Consider the following 17,240-nt stretch of genomic DNA (forward strand, 5'->3'; position numbering starts at 1 on the left):
CCCGGCTTGTGTCGACGGGGAGAATCTCGACATCAACAATCCATTGAACTTCCGCGATGAGGAAACTAGTCTCCACTGGTCAGAAGTGCTTCAGGCGTACTTCAGAAGTGCCCCGTTTCCCCCGGTGCCCGCGACCGCGACCGGGAGCCCACGGCACCCCGTGCCGCGCGGGTGCCCCACGGCCGCCGTGTACCGCCGCCGAATGGAGTGAGCGCCCATGTCCGCACCAGCGCCGTCCCCGCTGGCCGTCGTCGGGTCCGGCCCCGGCACCACCCCGAGCGCCAGGACGAGGTGCTCACCGACGCCGCGCTGGCCTTCGTCGCCGAGCTCCACCGCCGCTTCACGCCGCGCCGCGACGAACTGCTCGCCCGCCGCGCCGAGCGCCGCGCCGAGATCGCCCGTACCGCCACCCTGAACTTCCTCCCGCAGACGGCGCACATCCGGGCCGACGAGTCCTGGCAGGTGGCCCCGGCGCCGCCCGCGCTCCAGGACCGCCGGGTGGAGATCACCGGCCCCACCGACCGCAAGATGACCGTCAACGCCCTGAACTCCGGCGCCCGCGTCTGGCTGGCGGACTTCGAGGACGCCTCCGCCCCCACCTGGCACAACGTCGTCCAGGGCCAGATCAACCTGATCGACGCCTTCGAGCGCCGCATCGACTTCACCGACGCGGACAGCGGGAAGTCCTACGCGCTTCGCCCCGCCGAGGAGCTGGCCACGGTCGTGGTCCGGCCGCGCGGCTGGCATCTGGACGAGCGCCACCTGCGCCTGGACGGCACGCCCGTGCCCGGCGCGCTGGTCGACTTCGGCCTGTACTTCTTCCACAACGCCCGGCGCCTGCTCGACGCCGGCCAGGGCCCGTACTTCTATCTCCCCAAGACCGAGTCGCACCTCGAAGCGCGCCTGTGGAACGACGTCTTCGTCTTCGCCCAGGAGTACGTGGGCATCCCCCGGGGCACCGTCCGCGCCACCGTCCTGATCGAGACGATCACCGCGGCGTACGAGATGGAGGAGATCCTCTACGAGCTGCGCGAGCACGCCGCCGGGCTGAACGCCGGCCGCTGGGACTACCTGTTCTCGATCGTGAAGAACTTCCGTGACGGCGGGGCGAGGTTCGTACTGCCGGACCGCAACGCGGTGACGATGACGGCGCCGTTCATGCGCGCGTACACCGAGCTCCTGGTCCGTACCTGCCACAAGCGCGGCGCGCACGCCATCGGCGGCATGGCGGCCTTCATCCCCAACCGCCGCGACCCGCGGGCGAACGAGCAGGCGCTGGCCAAGGTCAGGAGCGACAAGGACCGGGAGGCCGGCGACGGCTTCGACGGCTCCTGGGTCGCCCATCCGGACCTGGTGCCCGTCGCCCGGGCCAGTTTCGACGCGGTGCTCGGCGACGCGCCGCATCAGAAGCACCGACTGCGCGAAGACGTACGCGTCGGGGCCGCCGATCTCATCGCCGTGGACTCCCTGGACGCCCGGCCGACCTATCAGGGCCTGGTGGACGCCGTCCAGGTCGGCATCCGCTACATGAAGGCGTGGCTGCGCGGCGTGGGCGCGGTGGCCATCTTCGGCCTGATGGAGGACGCGGCCACCGCCGAGATCTCCCGCTCGCAGATCTGGCAGTGGGTGGAGGCGGGTGTGGTGTTCGAGAACGGCGAGCGGGCCACCGCCGAGCTGGTGCGCCGGATCGCGGCCGAGGTCCTGGCGGGCATCCGTACGGAGAGCGGCGAGGAGTCCTTCGCGGCCGGGAAGTGGCAGCAGGCCCACGACCTGCTGCTGACGGTGGCGCTGGACCGTGACTACGTGGACTTCCTGACGCTGCCCGGCTACGCGCTCCTGGACTGACGCCCGGCACCCATGGATGACGGTCCGGTGCCGGGGCAGGACCCGGGCCGTCAGGCCACCGCCACGGTCCGGTGGCGGGGCAGGGCCCGGACCGTCAGGCCACCACCGCGCCCAGCGCCACGAAGCCGCAGATGAGGGCGGCCAGGACGGCGAGCAGCGGCCAGACGAAGCGCAGATACGCGTCGTACCCGATCCCGGCCAGCGCCACGCCGCCCATGACCACGGCCGTGGTGGGCACCCACAGGTTCATCCAGCCGCTGGCCGCCTGCCAGGAGGTGACCGCCACCGACCGCGCGACCCCCGCGAAGTCGGCGAGCGGGGCGAGGACGGGCATGGCGAGCGTGGCGTGGCCGGAGGTGGAGGGGATCAGGAAGGCCAGCGGCAGATTCACCACGTACACCATGATCCCGAAGAGAGCCGAGGGGGTCTGGGAGACGACGCCCTCGACAGCATGCAGGACCGTGTCGGTGATGTGGCTGTTTGTCATAATCACGGTGACGCCTCGGGCCAGCACGATCACCAGGGCGGGCGCCAGGAAGTCCGCCGCGCCTTGGACGAATGTCGAGCTGATCCGCGCCTCGCCCATCCGCGCGACGATTCCCACGAGTACGGACGCGACCACGAACAGCGCCGCCAACTGGGGGAAGGTCCAGCCCAGTTCGAAGGAGTACGGGCGCGCGTCGGTGTCCCCGGTGAGCGCGCCGGCCCAGGGGATCACCGAGAAGATCATGAAGGCGAAGACCAGCGCCACCGTCACCAGCACGGCCTTGTGCAGACCGGTCAGCGCGGGCGGCGCCTCCGCCTCCCGCGCGTGCTCGCGGTCGCCGGGCCCGAAGCCGACGAGCGAGCGCCCCGGGTCGGCCCGCACCCGGCGCGCGTAACGGACGACGTAGGCGATGGTGACGCCGGTCAGCACCAGCCACATCGCCACCCGCAGCACGATGCCGTCACCGAGCGGGACATCGGCGGCGGAGGAGGCGACCCCCGTGGCGAACGGGTTGACGGTGGAGGCCAGCACGCCGACGCCGGCGCCCAGGATGATGGTCGCGGTGGCCACCAGCCGGTCGTAGCCGAGCGCCAGTATCAGCGGCACGACCAGCCCGTAGAAGCCGAGCGTCTCCTCGGCGAACCCCTCGACCGTCCCGAGGAGCGAGAAGACGGTCATCACCCCGGCGATCAGCAGCGCGCCACGGTCGCGCAGCCGGTGCGCCAGACGGGCGATGCCGCGGTCCAGGGCGCCGGTGGCGAAGACGACGGTGATGAACGCCCCGATGGCCAGCACGAAGAGGAACACCCCCGCGCTGCCGAAGAGGTCACCGCTCAGGTCCGGCCCGACCTCGCCGGTGTGCGCGTCCCGTACTCCGTACAGCCCGTTGACCGGCGAGAGGAAGAGGTCCTCCAGACGGTCCACGAGAGCCCGCCCGGACGCTTCCCGGTGGTACGAGCCCTGGACCGGGCTGCCCCGGCTGTCGCGCGTGTAGCTGCCCGGCGGGATGACGAAGGCCAGGAGCCACACGGCGACGGTGACGACGGCCAGCACGGTCGGCGCACCGGGGAAGGTGAAGCCGCGCCTGCCTTCGGCGGGATCACTCATCGATCGGTCTTTCCGGCATGCCGCCCGCACTCACCTTGCTGACTGACCTTCAGGACGGTCGCAGCATATAGCGCGAAAAGCCGCATATGGCGGAGACTCGGGCGCGACTCAGGCGGGCGGCCCGCTCAGCGTCAGGGCCGCCCGCATCGCCGCGTCCCGCAGACCGGTCAGCCGGCGGGCGTGCGCCATCCGGTTCATCAGGCGCGAGGTACGGGCCAGCCGCTGCGTCACCGGGCGGCGGCGCCGGTCGTACGCGCGCAGGGCGGTGGGCACGTCCGGCGCGGCCAGCAGGGCACGGGCCAGCACCACCCCGTCGATGAGCGCCTCACAGGCACCCCGCCCCAGGTCGGGCGTCATCGCATGGGCGGCGTCCCCGATCAGTGCGGTGCGCCCCTTGACGTACGAGGGCAGCGGCGGATCGAGGTGATACAGGTCCAACCTCAGCACCTCGGGTTCCGTCACCTTCTCCACAACCTGCCGCACCCCGGCGTGCCAGTGGCCGAACCGGCCCCGCAGCCAGGCCGCCTCTCCCCCCGGGAAGTACGCCCCCTCCGGCAGGACCGCACACGCGAACCAGTTGGTGCGCCCGCCGGACGTCGGAGTGATGCCGAACCGCAACCCGTCCCCCCAGGTCTCGGTGACGGATCCGATGTCCCCGTCGACCGTTCCGCGCCACGAGGTGGCGCCCGCGTGGACCGCCCGGTGGGCGGAGCCGAAAAGCGCGGTACGGGCAGCGCTGTTGAGGCCATCGGCTCCCACCACCACCTCGTACGAGCCCTCCAGCGCCCCCAGGTCCGCCACCCGCTCACCGAAGCGCACCACCCCCTCGCCGAGCGCGCCGTACAGCAACGACAGCAGGTCGGGACGGGACAGGAGGTGCACCACATCACCGGTACGCCGGCGCAGCGCCGTGACGTCGATGGTGGCGATACGGCTCCCGTCCGGACGCAGGAAGGCGCCGGCACTCTGCGCCCGCCCCACGGCCCGCACCCGTTCCCCCACGCCGAGGGCGTCCAGGGCCTTCAGCGCGGACGGCCACATCCCCAGGGCCGTTCCGGTCTCCGGGAGAGCCGGGGACCGTTCGAAGACGTCGACCGACCAGCCTCCGTCCCGAAGGAGAACGGCCGTGGCGAGTCCGCCGATACCGCCGCCGACAACGGCTGCCTTACGAGGATTCCGCGTCATGGCAGCAGGCTACTATGTTTGTAGTGCCCGTGCACTACAAACATAGTAAGAGGGAGGCGCAGCGTGGCAGGACGGCGGGAGCAGGTACTCCGGGCGGCGATCGAGGTCCTGGGGGCGGAGGGGTCCCGGCGGCTGACCTACCAGGCCGTCGACACCGCCGCCGGCGTCCCCTCGGGCACCACCTCCAACTACTTCCGCAACCGCGTCGCCCTGATCGACGGCATCGTCGACCACCTCCAGGCCCTGGAACGCCGCGACTGGGAAGCGTTCGCCCGCGAGGCCGACCCGGCGGACGTACACGAACTCGCCGAGGCCCTCGCCCGGTTCCTCACCTACGCCACCGGCCCCGAACGCGCCAGGACCGCCGCCCGCTACGCCCTCTTCCTGGAGTCCGCCTCCCGCCCCGAACTGCGCGCGCCCCTGACCCGCGGCCGGCAGACCGTCCTCGCCTGGGGCTCCGAATGGATCCGCCGCTTCGGCTCCCCCACCCCCGAACGGCACTGCGAGATCCTCCTCGACTACCTCGACGGCGCAGCCCTGCACCAACTTGCCTTCCCCGCCGACGACTTCGACCCCCTGCCCGGCATCCGGGACCTTCTACGGGGCCTGCTGGCCTGAAGCGGGGGCCGGGTGAAGGGCTGTGCGAAGTCCGAGCAGGCGAGGTGGGTCGCGGTTTTCGTCCGCCACGCGCCACGGACACTGCCGCCCACCAGGCGGCTGACCACTACCCGCGGGCCTGTCACCGCGGCGCCCCTTCGGTGATCCGTTTTTCGAACCAGTGGTGGGCGTACGGCTCGTCGTTGAAGGCGGTGACCTCCTGGAAGCCGCAGGAGCGGTACAGGGCGATCGCGCCGGTGAGGACTTTGTTGGTGTCCAGGCGGAGTACGGTGCGGCCGTGACGGGCGGCCCGGGCCTCCAGCTCGGACAGGAAGCGGCGGCCGAGGCCGAGCCTTCGGGCGTGGGGGCCACCCACATGCGCTTGATCTCGGCCGCGCGACCGGGCGGCAGCTTCAGACCGGCGCAGCCGACGGGCTCGCCGTGCAGCCGGGCGACCAGCAACAGGCCGTTCGGCAGGCGGAGTTCACCGGCGTCGGGCAGCAGGCTCCGCGCGGGGTCGAAGCCGGCCTCGAAGCGTTCTTGCAGTTCGGTGAAGTAGGAGTTCAGGCAGTGCCGGGCGTCGGGGTGGGCCGGGTCCAGGACGTCCAGTGCGACCGTCGCGGCGGTCAGCAGCCGGTCGACCTCGGCCATGGCGGCGATCAGCCGGGCGCGCTGGGCGGTGTTGAGGGGCTCCAGCAGGGAGCCGGCCAGCTCATTGCTGCGGTCATCGAGCAGGGCGTGCTCCATACGCCCCGCTTCGGTGAGCCGGACGGTGCGCACCCGCCGGTCCTCGGGCAGCGGCTCCACCGTCACCAGGCCGTCGGCTTCCAGGAAACGGAGCAGTCGGCTCACGTAACCGGAGTCGAGCCCGAGGCGTTCGCGCAGCCGCCGTACGTCCTGACCCTGCTCACCGATCTCCCAGAGGAGCCGGGCCTCGCCGATGGACCGGTCGCGGCCGAGATAGCGGTCGTGGAGCACGCCCACGCGGGCGGTGACGGTGCGGTTGAACCGCCGTACCTGATCGATCTGCGCGGTATCCATTCTCTGACTTTAGTCAGAGAAACGGTGACGAGACTAGAGTGCGAGGCGCCCCTGACGGGTTCCGGTCAAGTCGCGTGTCTGGTAGGAAAGTTTCCTAACGGTTGGGGAAATCCCCCCTCCATGGCTTACTCCTGACCGGAGGTCACCATGCGCACCCGATCGTCAGCCAAGGCACTCGGCAAGCCCGTAACCCGCGTCGCCCTCGGCCTGGCCCTGCTCGCCGTACCGACGACCGCTGTCGCCGTCGACGCCCTGCCGGCCGGCCACCCCACGGCGACCGCCACCGCGACCGCGACCGCGACCGCCCGTACCGTACCGTCCGCGCCCCGCGCCGCGGTGGGGCTGGACGACCCGCAGAAGAAGGAGATCGCCATGAAACTGGTCTCCAGCGCGGAGAACTCCTCGCTGGACTGGAAGGCCCAGTACAAGTACATCGAGGACATCGGTGACGGCCGCGGCTACACCGCCGGCATCATCGGCTTCTGCTCCGGCACCCACGACATGCTGGAGCTGGTGGAGCTCTACACCAAGCGCAAGCCGGGCAACGTCCTGGCGAAGTACCTGCCCGCGCTGCGCGCCGTCGACGGCAGCGACTCCCATGAGGGCCTGGACCCGGACTACCCCAAGGACTGGAGGAAGGCCGCCCAGGACCCCGTCTTCCAGCAGGCCCAGAACGACGAGCGGGACCGGGTCTACTTCAACCCGGCGGTCAAGCGGGGCAAGGCCGACGGGATCGGCGTGCTCGGCCAGTTCGCGTACTACGACGCACTGGTGATGCACGGTGACGGCAGTGACCGGACCAGCTTCTCCGGCATCCGCAAGCGGGCGATGGCCGAGGCGAGGACCCCGGCCCAGGGCGGCGACGAGAAGACGTACCTGAACGCCTTCCTCGACGCCCGGGTGTGGGCCATGAAGCAGGAGGAGGCACACCGCGACACCAGCCGTGTGGACACCGCACAGCGGGTCTTCCTCAGGAAGGGGAACCTGAACCTGGATACGCCGCTGGACTGGAAGGTGTACGGGCAGAGCTTCCACATCGGCTGAGCAGGCGGGACCTGCCCGCCCTGTCGGCCGACGGACCGGCGGACCGGCGGACCGGCGGACCGGCGGCAAGCAGTACCGCTCAGTGGGCGGACACCGCTCCGGGCTCCGCCGTGCCGGAGCCGTGTTGGTGCGGGACGCCTCCCAGAGGCGTCCCGTCACGCCTCTTTCCCCTCTTCCCGCTCTCCCCTCTTTTCCCCTTCCTCCCCCGGTGGTTGAAGGCCAGGTTCAGCAGCACGGCGACCAGACAGCCGGTGCTGATGCCGGAGTCCAGGACGACCAGCAGCCCCTGGGGGAAGTGGTGGTAGAAGCGCGGCGCGGCGACCGGTATCAGTCCGATGCCGACCGCCGCCGCCACGATCAGCGCGTTCTCGCCCTTGTCCAGCGCGGCGGTGGCCAGGGTCTGGATGCCGCTGGCCGCCACGGACCCGAACAGGACGATGCCCGCGCCGCCGAGCACCGGCAGCGGGACCAGGGAGATCACCGAGGCGGCGACCGGGCACAGCCCCAGGAGGACCAGGATGCCGCCGCCGGTGGCGACCACGTAGCGGCTGCGCACCCCGGTCATCGCCACCAGGCCGATGTTCTGGGCGAAGGCACTGGTGGCGAAGCCGTTGAACAGGGGGCTGACGGCGGTGCCGAGGGTGTCGGCGCGCAGTCCGCCGGCGATGGTCCGCTCGTCCGCCGGCCGCCCCACGATCCGGCCCAGCGCCAGCATGTCGGCCGTCGACTCGGTCATGCACACCAGCATCACCACGCACATGGAGACGATCGCGGCGGCGTCGTCGAACCTCGGGGCGCCGAAATGGAAGGGCGTGGGGAAGCCGACGAGGCCCGCGTCGCCGAGGGCGCCGAAGTCGGTGAGGCCGGCCGGGACCGCCAGGACCGTACCGATGGCCAGGCCGATCAGGATCGCTGTCTGCCGCAGGAAGCCGCGCAGCACTCGCCGCAGGACCAGCACGGTCACCAGCGTCAGCGCGGCCAGGGCGATGTTGGCCGGCGAACCGTAGTCCGCCGCCCGCGCGTTGCCGCCCTGGGCCCAGTTGAAGGCCACCGGCAGCAGGGAGACGCCGATCAGGGTGATGACGGTGCCGGTGACCACCGGCGGGAAGAACCGCAGCAGTCTGGAGAAGTACGGCGCCAGGACGAAGCCCAGCACGCCTGCGACGATCACCGCGCCGAAGATGACCGGCAGCGCGTCGCGGGGGCCGTGGGCCGTACCGATGGCGACCATCGGGGTCACGCCCGCGAAGGAGACGCCGTTGACGAACGGCAGTCTGGCACCGACCTTCCACAGGCCCAGGGTCTGGAGGAGGGTGGCCAGGCCGGCCGTGAAGAGCGCGGCGCCCATGAGGAAGGCGGTGCCGGTGGCGTCCAGCCCGCAGGCCGGCCCGACGATCATCGGCGGGGCCACCACCCCCGCGTACATCGCGGCGACGTGCTGGAGGCCGCTGGTGAACATCTTCAGGGGCGGAAGGGTCCGGTCGACCGGGTGCTTGCGGTCGTCCGCCGGCTGGTGCCCAGAGGTTGCGGCCACTGCGGGCCTCCTGTCGATTTCTGCTCCGCCGCGGAACGGCGGTGCGAGGCTGTCACGGAGGACGTGCGGGGCATGCGGTACGGGGCGTGGCGCGGTGTGGAATTGCGGCGCGGTGCGGTACGAGTACGAGTACGTGGTGCAGTGCGTGGAGCGGTACGAGTGCGTGGTGCAGTGCGAGTACGTGGAGCGGTACGTGTATGTGGTGCGGTGCGAGTACGTGCGTGATGCCGGCCCGGGGACGCGGACCGTTGCCCGCGCCCCGGGTTCCGGCGCCCGCGGACCCTGAGGTCCGCGGGCCCGGCCGGGAGCCGTCCCTCCCGGCCGGGTCCTGTGTGCCGTAAGGCCGCGGCCGGGATCAGCCCCCGGCGGCGATACGGGCCAGACGCCGTGCCTGCGTCCGCGCCGCGCGGGCGACGGCCTCCTCGTCCACGTTCGTCAGGTGGTTGTCCTCGACGACCGGCTCACCGCCGACCAGGGACAGGGTGACGGGAGCGGCCGGTCCAAATACCAGCGCGGTGACCGGGTCGGCGATGGTGGAGTGGCCCAGGCCGTCCAGCTTCCACAGCACCAGGTCGGCGAGCTTGCCGGCCTCGATGGAGCCGGTCTCCCGCGCCCGGCCCAGGACCTGTGCACCGCCGTACGTGCCCAGGCGCAGCGCCCGGCGGGCGTCCAGGGCGGCTTCCCGGTGGGCGCCGAGGCGGTTGATCAGCAGCGCGTTGCGCAGTTCGGTGTGCAGTTCGCCGGACTCGTTGGAGGCCGTGCCGTCCACGCCCAGGCCGACCGGGACGCCGGCCCGCAGCATGTCGGGGACCCGGGCGATCCCGGCGGCCAGGCGTGCGTTGGAGGACGGGCAGTGGGCGACGCCGGTGCCCGTACGGGCGAAGGCGGCGATGTCGGCGTCGTTCATGTGGACGCAGTGCGCCATCCACACGTCCTCGCCGAGCCAGCCGGTGGACTCGAAGTAGTCGGTGGGGCCCATGCCGAACAGTTCGTGACAGAACTTCTCCTCCTCCACGGTCTCCGAGCCATGGGTGTGCATCCGGACGCCCTTGCGCCGCGCCAGCAGGGCGCCCTCCCGCAGGAGTTCGGTGGAGACGGAGAAGGGGGAACAGGGGGCCACGGCGATGTGCACCAGGGAGCCGAAGGAGGCGTCGTGGTGGCTGTCGATGGCTTCTTCCGTGGCTTTCAGGGCGCCTTCGGTGGTCTCCACGGCGAAGTCCGGCGGCAGCCCGCCGTCCTTGACACCCCGGTCCATGGAGCCGCGGGCCAGGGTGATCCGGGCGCCTATGCTGGCCGCGGCGGCCAGTTCGGCGGCGACCAGGTCGCCGGAGCCCCGGGGGAAGATGTAGTGGTGGTCGCAGGCGGTGGTGACACCGCCCTTGACCATCATCGCCAGCGACCCCTGGGTGGCGGCGGCGAGCATCGGCGCGTCGATGCGGGCCCAGGTCGGGTAGAGGGCGACCAGCCAGTCGAAGAGGTTGTGGTCGGTGGCCAGGCCCCGGGTGATCCACTGGTAGAAGTGGTGGTGGGTGTTGACCAGGCCGGGGGTCAGGAGGTGGCCGCTGCCGTCGATCCGCCGGACGACGTTCTCCAGGCCCTTGGGGGCCGGTCCCGCGCCGACCGATTCGATGACCTGGCCGGCGACGACGACATGGCCCGCGGCGTGTTCGGTGTCCTGGGCGTCGACGGTGGCGACAGCACAGTTCTCGATGACGGTGCGCTCGGCCGGTGGTACGGCCGGCGGTGTGTCCAACGGTGTGTCCGACGCTCCTGGTGCTCCCGGTGCTGCTTGTGCTGCCATGGCGCGTCCTTCTTCTGTCGGTGGCATGACGTCGGGACGCTGCCTTGGCGCGTCCGTGGAGGGCACGGCCGGACCCTAGGAGGATTCGAGTGCCGCGGCCGGACGGCCGCGGGTGCCGAGGTGGTGGAAGAACAGGTTGAGCGCGACCGCCACCAGCGCGCCGGCGCTGATGCCGGAGCCGAGTACGGTACGGGCCCAGGCGGGGAAGTCGGCGTAGAAGGCGGGCGCGGCCAGCGGGATGATGCCGGCGCCCAGCGACACGGCCACCAGGACGATGTTGGAGCTGTCGTCCAGGCCGGCTTCGGAGAGCGTACGGATGCCGCTGACCGCTATCGAGCCGAACAGGACGATGCCGGCGCCGCCCAGGACGGGCATCGGCACCAGGGAGACGACCGCGCCCAGGACGGGGAAGGCGCCCAGGACGATCAGCGCGCCGCCCGCGACGGCGACGACATAGCGGCTGCGGACCCGGGTCAGCGAGACGACGCCGACGTTCTGTGCGAAGGCGCTGGTGGGAAAGGTGCCGAGGACGGGCCCCAGGAGGGTGGCCAGGCCGTCCGTACGCAGTCCTCTGGTGATGGTCCCCCGATCGCACTCCCGTGCGCAGATCTCTCCCAGCGCCAGCATCCCGGCACAGGATTCGGTCATCAGCACCAGCATCACGATGCACAGCGAGAGGATGGCCGCGGGCCGGAACTCGGGGGCGCCGAACGGGAAGAGGTCGGGCAGCGCGGCCAGCGGCGCCTGGCGCAGCGCGCCGAGGTCCGCCATGCCGAAAGGAAGGGCGGCCAGGGTGCCGGCGGCCAGCCCCAGCAGCAGGGCGACCTGTTTGCCGAAGCCGCGGGCGAAGCGCTGGAGGAGCAGGATCACCACGAGGGTGAAGGCGGCCAGTGCCAGGTTCTTCATGGCGCCGAAGTCGGCGGCCTGCTTGTTGCCGCCCTGGGCCCAGGCGACGGGTACGGGCATCAGCGTCACACCGATGAGGGTGATGACCACACCGGTGACCAACGGTGGGAAGAAGCGCAGCAGCCGGCCGAAGAAGGGGCCCACGGCCAGGCAGAAGACGCCGGCGACCAGCACCGCGCCGTAGATGGCGGGGAGTTGGTGTCCTTTGGCGGTGGTCTCGGCGATGGCGAGCATCGGGGTGATGCCGGCGGAGGAGGCGGCGTTGACGAACGGCAGCCGGTTGCCGGCGAGGGTGCCCAGGCCGAGCGTCTGGAGGAGCGTGGCCAGCCCGGCGATCAGCAGGCTCGCGGCGATCAGCCGGGTGCTGCCCGCCGCGTCCAGGCCCACGGCCTGGCCGATGATCAGCGGCGGGGTGACCACGCCCGCGTACATGGCGGCGATGTGCTGGAGCGCGGCGGGGAGCAGCCGCTTGGGGGACAGCTTCTCGTCCACCGGGTGGACCGGCGGAACGGGGACTTTCTCGGCGTGCGGTTGCTGTGCCATGGGTCGTTCCCCTCAAGGATCGCGGGCCCCTCCCCGCTGCGGGACGGGGAGGGGCGGCGAGGCACGGCGCGGCGTCGGTGACCGACGTGTCACGGGTTCGCCCGTAAGGGACCCGTGACGTACTCGTACGGAATAGGCAGGAACCCGTACGGAACCGTCAGAGGTTCGTCAGGTCGACCGGGATCCCCGGTTCGGCGCCGTCGCGCAGGATGGTGGCCTCTATGAGGCCGTACGGACGGTCCGCCGCGTAGTACACGGCCCCGTCGGGGGTGTCGTTCTTCAGCCCGAACGGCTCCAGGTCCACCAGGAAGTGGTGCTTGTTCGGCAGCGAGAACCGCACCTCGTCGATCTCCGCGCGGTGGGTGATGACGCGCGAGCCCATCTGGTAGAGGGTCTGCTGGAGCGAGAGGCTGTAGGTCTCGGCGAAGGCCTGCAGCAGGTGTTTCCTGACCTGCTCGTACGAACGGTCCCAGTTGGGCATCCGCTGCCGGTCGTCGGTCCAGTTGAACCGCCAGCGGCCAAAGACCTCGGTGGCCAGGATGCGGTCGTACGCCTCCTTCAGTGTGGTGTAGCGGTCCTTGATGTAGCCCCAGAACTCGGAGTGGGTGGAGTTCATCACGACAAGGTCCTTCAGACCGGAGATGACCTGCCACCGCTCGCCGTCGTAGGTGACCTGGGTCAGCCGGGTCTCCTGGCCCTTGCGGACGAAGGAGTGCTTGACCTCGTCGGCCCCGATGAAGCGTGAGTTGGCATCGGAGGTGGCGATCCGTTCCCAGGCGTACTCCTCGATGCGGATGCGGGCCCGCCCGATCGGTTCCTGGCTGGTCACGAAGTGCCGCGCCAGGTGGATGCCGAACTGCTCGGCCGACTCGATCCCGTACTCCTTGGCGAAGGCGTAGACGGTGTTCTTGGTGGTGTCGGTGGGCAGGCAGTTGGCGTTGGAGCCGGAGAGGTGGACCTCGTCGAGGTCGCCGGAGAGGGCGACGGAGACGCTGAGGTCCTTGATGTGGTGGGTGGCGCCGTCACGGGTGATCTTGACGACGCGGGTCTCCGCCTTGCCGTACTGGTTCTGGCCGAGCATCGTGACGCCGGCCGGACGGGGCACGGCCGTGCGGGCCGGATGGGACGGTACGGTCATCTCGGTGCTAGCTCCCTCGGTATACGGAGTAGCCGAACGGGTTGAGCAGCAGCGGCACGTGATGGTGCTCGCCCGGGTTGACGGCAAAGGTGACCGCCACCTCCGGGAAGAAGGCTCCGCTGTCCCTTGCGCGGGGGGCGTCCTGCTGTTCCGCGGCTTGCTGGTCGGCCGGGGCGGCCTGGTGGGCGAGGTACGCCCCGGTCGCGAACTCCAGGCGTACGTGGGTGGTGCCTTCCGGCAGTGCCGGCAGATCCTTGCAGCGGCCGTCCGCGTCGGTCTTGGAGGCCCCGTGGGCGCTCCAGGGTCCGTCCGGCGCGGAGCGGACCGAGAGGGTGAGGGCCACGCCCTCGGCGGGGCGGCCCGCGCTGGTGTCCAGGATGTGCGTGGACACCGAGGTCTCCTTCGCGGTGTCTTTCGCGGTGTCCCTTGTGGCGTCTTTCGCGGTGTCCGGTGAGTCTGCCGGGTCTGCTGTACGTGCTGTGTCTGTCATGTCTGCCATGTCTGCCACGAGACGGGCCAGCCGAATACGGTTGATCTTGCCCAGCTCCGTACGGACGGTCTCCCGCTCGCGCTCCGGCGAATTGCCCAGACGGTGCCGTACGGCGTCCCGCATCTGTTCACCGGTCAGACCGGTGGCGCAGATGAGGAAGACGTGCCCGAACCGCTCCTGGTAGGCCAGGTTGAGTGCGAGCATCTCGGCCCTGAGCTCCTCGGACGCCCCGGCCATCCCGCTCTGTTCACGGGCGGAGGCCGCGTCGCCCGGCTCCGGCCGGCCGATGGGCGGGTGCCCCGCCATCGCCTGTGCCAGGTCCTCTGCGGTGAGCTCGGCCGTGGCGGCGTCGCTCGCGGCAAGGAGGGCGTCGGTGGTGGCGTACGGACGCCGGCCGGCGATCCGGCTCCCCCACGCCTGGCTGGCGCACACCTCGCGCAGCACGGCTCGCGCCTCGCTGTCGTCTGCGGTGTTGAACCGGGTGAGACCCGGTGTCGGACTCGAAGACACGGGAAGCCTCCGTGGCCTGTCGCTGGAGCGTGCTGCTGGGCTGGGCTCGCTTGGCTGGGCTCTGCTGGGGCTGGGCTCTGCTTGGCTGGAAACAGCTAAGACCTCCGGCAACACGACGTCAACAGTTTGTTGAAAACTCGGCGACGCAAAAGCCGCCGTCCGGAGGAACCGGACGACGGCTCGCACTCTTCCGCCCCGCGGGCGCCCCCGATGGCTCAACCGGCGCCTTCGGTCTCCCTGTTCAGGTAGTTGTAGATGGTGAAGCGGCTGACTCCCAGGGCGCTCGCCACCGTCTCCACGCCGTGCCGCACCGAGAAAGCTCCCCGCGCCTCCAGGACCCGTACGACCGACTGTTTCGTCTTGCGGTCCAGCTCCGCCAGCGGCATGCCGTGCCGGCGCTCCAGCTCCGTCAGGATGTGCCCCAGGGAGTCCGACAGATGCGGCAGGCGTACGGCGACCCGCTCCCGCCCCTCCCAGACCAGGACCACGTCGTCCCCCTGGGCCAGTTCGGGAGCGACCATCTCGCCGCCCATGGCGTCCACGAGCGGCTTGACCGCCTGGACGAACGGGTGATCGGCGGGCCCGGTCACACGCCGCTCCCCTCGGCGCCGCAGGACTCCGGCCGCCCGGGGCCCGACTCGCGTTCCGGCCCGGGACCGGGCTCCGGCCCGGAACCGGACTCCGACTCGGCTATCGCGTTGACCTGCAAGGAGATTCGGGTGGCTCCCGCCTCCAGCGATCCGCGCAGCAGCGCCTGCACGGCCTCCAGCACCCGGTCCGCCTCCCCCTCGGCGGTGTTGCCGAAGGGACCGACGTCGACGGCGTCCAGTCCGGCGCCCGTCACGATCTCGCGCGCCGCCACCGCATGGGGCGGCGGTTCGTCCAGATCGAACGGTTCCGTCGTGAACTCGACTCTCAATCGCACCATACCCACAAGGTAGCCGTGCCGACGGCGCCCATCCCCGGCCGTCGGACACCGGCTTCCGGCGACCTCTTGACAGCCTTCCGCCTCCACATGCACTCTTCCGTAAAACAGAAGGCAACTTCCGCCATACGGAATCGCAGCGCATCGCAGCATCTACGGAATTCCCAACGGAAGGAGCGCGGACCGCTCATGGGCTTCACGGACGGGCGCTTCAACGTCAACCTGTCGATCCTGTTCACCGAACTTCCGCTGCTGGAGCGACCCGCCGCGGCGGCTGCGGCCGGGTTCGGCGCGGTGGAACTGTGGTGGCCGTGGGTGGACACCCCCACGCCCGCGCAGTCCGAGCTGGACGCCCTGCGGGACGCGCTGAAGGCCGCGGACACGCGGCTGGTGGGACTGAACTTCTACGCCGGCCGGCTGCCCGGGCCGGACCGCGGGGCACTGTCCGTACCCGGCGAGGAGTCCGAGCGCTTCCGCGCCAACATCCCCGTGGCGGTGGAGTTCGCCCGCTCGCTGGGCTGTACGGCCCTCAACGCCCTGTACGGCAACCGGGTGGCGGACGCCGAGCCCGGGGCGCAGGACGAACTGGCCCTGGAGAACCTGGCGCTGGCCGCCCGGGCGGCCGACTCCATCGGAGCCACCCTGCTGATCGAGGCGCTCAACGCCGTGGAGTCGCCGGACTGCCCGATCGTCTCCGCGCCCGCCGCCATCGAGGTCGTGGACGCGGTGAACGCCACCACGGGGCTGGGCAACGCCGCGTTCCTGATGGATCTGTACCACCTGTCCATGAACGGCGAGGACCTGGACACGGTCATCGACACGTACGCGGACCGGACCGGGCACGTACAGATCGCGGACACCCCGGGGCGCGGCGCGCCGGGCACCGGGACGCTGCCGCTGGAGGGCCTGCTCGACCGGCTGGCCAAGGCCGGTTACCGCGGCTGGACCGGCCTGGAGTACAAGCCCGGCGACCGGCCGAGCGCCGAGTCCTTCGACTGGCTCCCGTACGCCGCCCGCCGCCCCTGACCGGCACGGCCGACCGGTACGGACCATCGGTACGGACCACCGACCCGCCCCACCCGTTCGCACCCACGACGAGAGAAGCAGGGCATCCGATGAACAATCTCCCCAAGATCGCCTGGATCGGTCTCGGGATCATGGGCTCACCCATGGCCGAGAACCTGATCAAGGCCGGATATCAGGTCACCGGTTACACGCTGGAGAAGGAGAAGCTGGACCGGCTGGCGGCGGCCGGCGGCACCCCCGCCGCCTCCGTGGCCGAGGCCGTCCGCGGCGCGGACGTCGTCTTCACCATGGTTCCCGCCTCCCCCCAGGTCGAGGCGGTCGCGTACGGGCCCGGCGGCATCCTGGAGAACGCGGAGCCCGGCGCGCTGCTGATCGACATGTCCTCGATCACCCCGCAGACCTCCGTCGACCTGGCGGAGAACGCCGCGGCGAAGGGCATCCGGGTCCTGGACGCCCCGGTGTCGGGTGGCGAGGCGGGAGCCGTCGAGGCGGTGCTGTCCATCATGGTGGGCGGCCGGCAGGAAGACTTCGACGCCGCGCGCCCCCTGCTGGAGGCGCTGGGCACGACCATCGTCCGGTGCGGCCCGCACGGCGCCGGACAGACCGTCAAGGCCGCCAACCAGCTCATCGTCGCCGTCAACATCCAGGCGTGCGCGGAGGCGGTGGTCTTCCTGGAGAAGTCCGGCGTGGACCTCCGGGCCGCCCTGGAGGTCCTGGGCGGCGGGCTGGCCGGCTCCACCGTCCTGGCCCGCAAGAAGAACAACTTCCTGACCCGCGACTTCACGCCCGGCTTCCGGATCGACCTGCACCACAAGGACATGGGCATCGTCACCGACGCCGCCCGCGCCGTCGGCGCCGCGCTGCCGGTCGGCGCCGTGGTCGCGAACCTGGTCGCCTCCCTGCGCGCCCAGGGCGACGGGGGCCTGGACCACTCGGCCCTGCTGCGCGGCGTCGAGCGGCTGTCCGGGCACAACGCCGCCATCATCTGACGGCCCGTCACGCCCCTCGTAACTTCCCGGCGGTGGCGCCGACACCTGTCCTGTCGCGCCCAGGCGCCGCCG

13 protein-coding genes and 2 pseudogenes are annotated in these 17,240 nt (G+C 71.1%); 5 read left to right on the plus strand and 10 right to left on the minus strand.

What is annotated here, in order from left to right:
• Positions 1 to 217 precede the first annotated feature (217 nt).
• Positions 218 to 1,845 (plus strand): annotated as a pseudogene (gene aceB / locus KGS77_RS06625) (malate synthase A).
• 94 nt (positions 1,846 to 1,939) lie between these two features.
• Here the strand turns inward: aceB and KGS77_RS06630 are convergent.
• Complete coding sequence (locus KGS77_RS06630; RefSeq protein WP_242579400.1) at positions 1,940 to 3,439, minus strand: YfcC family protein; 1,500 nt, start codon at positions 3,437 to 3,439, stop codon at positions 1,940 to 1,942.
• A gap of 108 nt (positions 3,440 to 3,547) precedes the next feature.
• Positions 3,548 to 4,624, minus strand: coding sequence for an FAD-dependent monooxygenase (locus KGS77_RS06635; protein WP_242579402.1), 1,077 nt, complete (start codon positions 4,622 to 4,624; stop codon positions 3,548 to 3,550).
• Between the two features lie 63 nt (positions 4,625 to 4,687).
• Here KGS77_RS06635 and KGS77_RS06640 point away from each other — a divergent pair, with 63 nt between their 5' ends.
• Complete coding sequence (locus tag KGS77_RS06640) at positions 4,688 to 5,242, plus strand: TetR/AcrR family transcriptional regulator (RefSeq protein ID WP_242579403.1); 555 nt, start codon at positions 4,688 to 4,690, stop codon at positions 5,240 to 5,242.
• 121 nt (positions 5,243 to 5,363) lie between these two features.
• Here KGS77_RS06640 and KGS77_RS06645 read toward each other — a convergent pair.
• A pseudogene (locus tag KGS77_RS06645) lies at positions 5,364 to 6,262 on the minus strand (bifunctional helix-turn-helix transcriptional regulator/GNAT family N-acetyltransferase).
• 147 nt (positions 6,263 to 6,409) lie between these two features.
• On the opposite strand from KGS77_RS06645, the gene KGS77_RS06650 reads away from it, so the two are divergent.
• Complete coding sequence (locus KGS77_RS06650; RefSeq protein ID WP_242579404.1) at positions 6,410 to 7,306, plus strand: chitosanase; 897 nt, start codon at positions 6,410 to 6,412, stop codon at positions 7,304 to 7,306.
• Positions 7,307 to 7,385: 79 nt separating this feature from the next.
• On the opposite strand, the gene KGS77_RS06655 is transcribed toward KGS77_RS06650, so the two are convergent.
• The 7 genes from KGS77_RS06655 to KGS77_RS06685 form a co-directional block, all read right to left on the minus strand.
• Complete coding sequence (locus KGS77_RS06655) at positions 7,386 to 8,840, minus strand: nucleobase:cation symporter-2 family protein (RefSeq protein WP_242579406.1); 1,455 nt, start codon at positions 8,838 to 8,840, stop codon at positions 7,386 to 7,388.
• 355 nt (positions 8,841 to 9,195) lie between these two features.
• Positions 9,196 to 10,641, minus strand: coding sequence for an 8-oxoguanine deaminase (locus KGS77_RS06660; protein ID WP_242579408.1), 1,446 nt, complete (start codon positions 10,639 to 10,641; stop codon positions 9,196 to 9,198).
• A 75-nt stretch (positions 10,642 to 10,716) separates the two neighbouring features.
• Positions 10,717 to 12,090 carry a nucleobase:cation symporter-2 family protein gene (locus KGS77_RS06665; protein WP_242579410.1) on the minus strand — a complete coding sequence of 458 codons (1,374 nt, stop codon included), beginning with the start codon at positions 12,088 to 12,090 and terminating at the stop codon, positions 10,717 to 10,719.
• Between the two features lie 157 nt (positions 12,091 to 12,247).
• Positions 12,248 to 13,228, minus strand: a complete 981-nt coding sequence (pucL, locus tag KGS77_RS06670; RefSeq protein ID WP_242579412.1) for a factor-independent urate hydroxylase — start codon at positions 13,226 to 13,228, stop codon at positions 12,248 to 12,250.
• A gap of 7 nt (positions 13,229 to 13,235) precedes the next feature.
• Positions 13,236 to 14,228, minus strand: a complete 993-nt coding sequence (uraD, locus tag KGS77_RS06675; protein ID WP_242579413.1) for a 2-oxo-4-hydroxy-4-carboxy-5-ureidoimidazoline decarboxylase — start codon at positions 14,226 to 14,228, stop codon at positions 13,236 to 13,238.
• A 215-nt stretch (positions 14,229 to 14,443) separates the two neighbouring features.
• Entirely contained in the window at positions 14,444 to 14,818 is a 375-nt protein-coding gene (locus tag KGS77_RS06680) for a helix-turn-helix domain-containing protein (protein WP_242579414.1), read from the minus strand.
• Complete coding sequence (locus KGS77_RS06685) at positions 14,815 to 15,153, minus strand: hypothetical protein (protein ID WP_242587325.1); 339 nt, start codon at positions 15,151 to 15,153, stop codon at positions 14,815 to 14,817. The genes KGS77_RS06680 and KGS77_RS06685 overlap by 4 nt, the downstream gene beginning before the upstream one ends.
• Before the next feature lie 189 nt (positions 15,154 to 15,342).
• Between KGS77_RS06685 and KGS77_RS06690 the strand changes: the two genes are divergently transcribed.
• A complete protein-coding gene (locus KGS77_RS06690; protein WP_242579415.1) occupies positions 15,343 to 16,179 on the plus strand; it encodes a TIM barrel protein in 837 nt (278 codons plus the stop codon).
• Between the two features lie 89 nt (positions 16,180 to 16,268).
• Entirely contained in the window at positions 16,269 to 17,168 is a 900-nt protein-coding gene (locus KGS77_RS06695; protein WP_242579416.1) for a 2-hydroxy-3-oxopropionate reductase, read from the plus strand.
• Positions 17,169 to 17,240: the final 72 nt, after the last annotated feature.

This window comes from Streptomyces sp. MST-110588, assembly GCF_022695595.1.
Classification (GTDB): Bacteria; Actinomycetota; Actinomycetes; order Streptomycetales; family Streptomycetaceae; genus Streptomyces.

Excerpts from the sequence above, each read along its gene's own strand:
- KGS77_RS06630 (WP_242579400.1), bottom strand. The coding sequence starts at position 3,439 with ATGAGTGATCCCGCCGAAGGCAGGCGCGGCTTCACCTTCCCCGGTGCG.
- KGS77_RS06635 (WP_242579402.1), bottom strand. The coding sequence starts at position 4,624 with ATGACGCGGAATCCTCGTAAGGCAGCCGTTGTCGGCGGCGGTATCGGC.
- KGS77_RS06650 (WP_242579404.1), top strand. The coding sequence starts at position 6,410 with ATGCGCACCCGATCGTCAGCCAAGGCACTCGGCAAGCCCGTAACCCGC.
- KGS77_RS06660 (WP_242579408.1), bottom strand. The coding sequence starts at position 10,641 with ATGGCAGCACAAGCAGCACCGGGAGCACCAGGAGCGTCGGACACACCG.
- KGS77_RS06665 (WP_242579410.1), bottom strand. The coding sequence starts at position 12,090 with ATGGCACAGCAACCGCACGCCGAGAAAGTCCCCGTTCCGCCGGTCCAC.
- pucL (WP_242579412.1), bottom strand. The coding sequence starts at position 13,228 with ATGACCGTACCGTCCCATCCGGCCCGCACGGCCGTGCCCCGTCCGGCC.
- KGS77_RS06690 (WP_242579415.1), top strand. The coding sequence starts at position 15,343 with ATGGGCTTCACGGACGGGCGCTTCAACGTCAACCTGTCGATCCTGTTC.
- KGS77_RS06695 (WP_242579416.1), top strand. The coding sequence starts at position 16,269 with ATGAACAATCTCCCCAAGATCGCCTGGATCGGTCTCGGGATCATGGGC.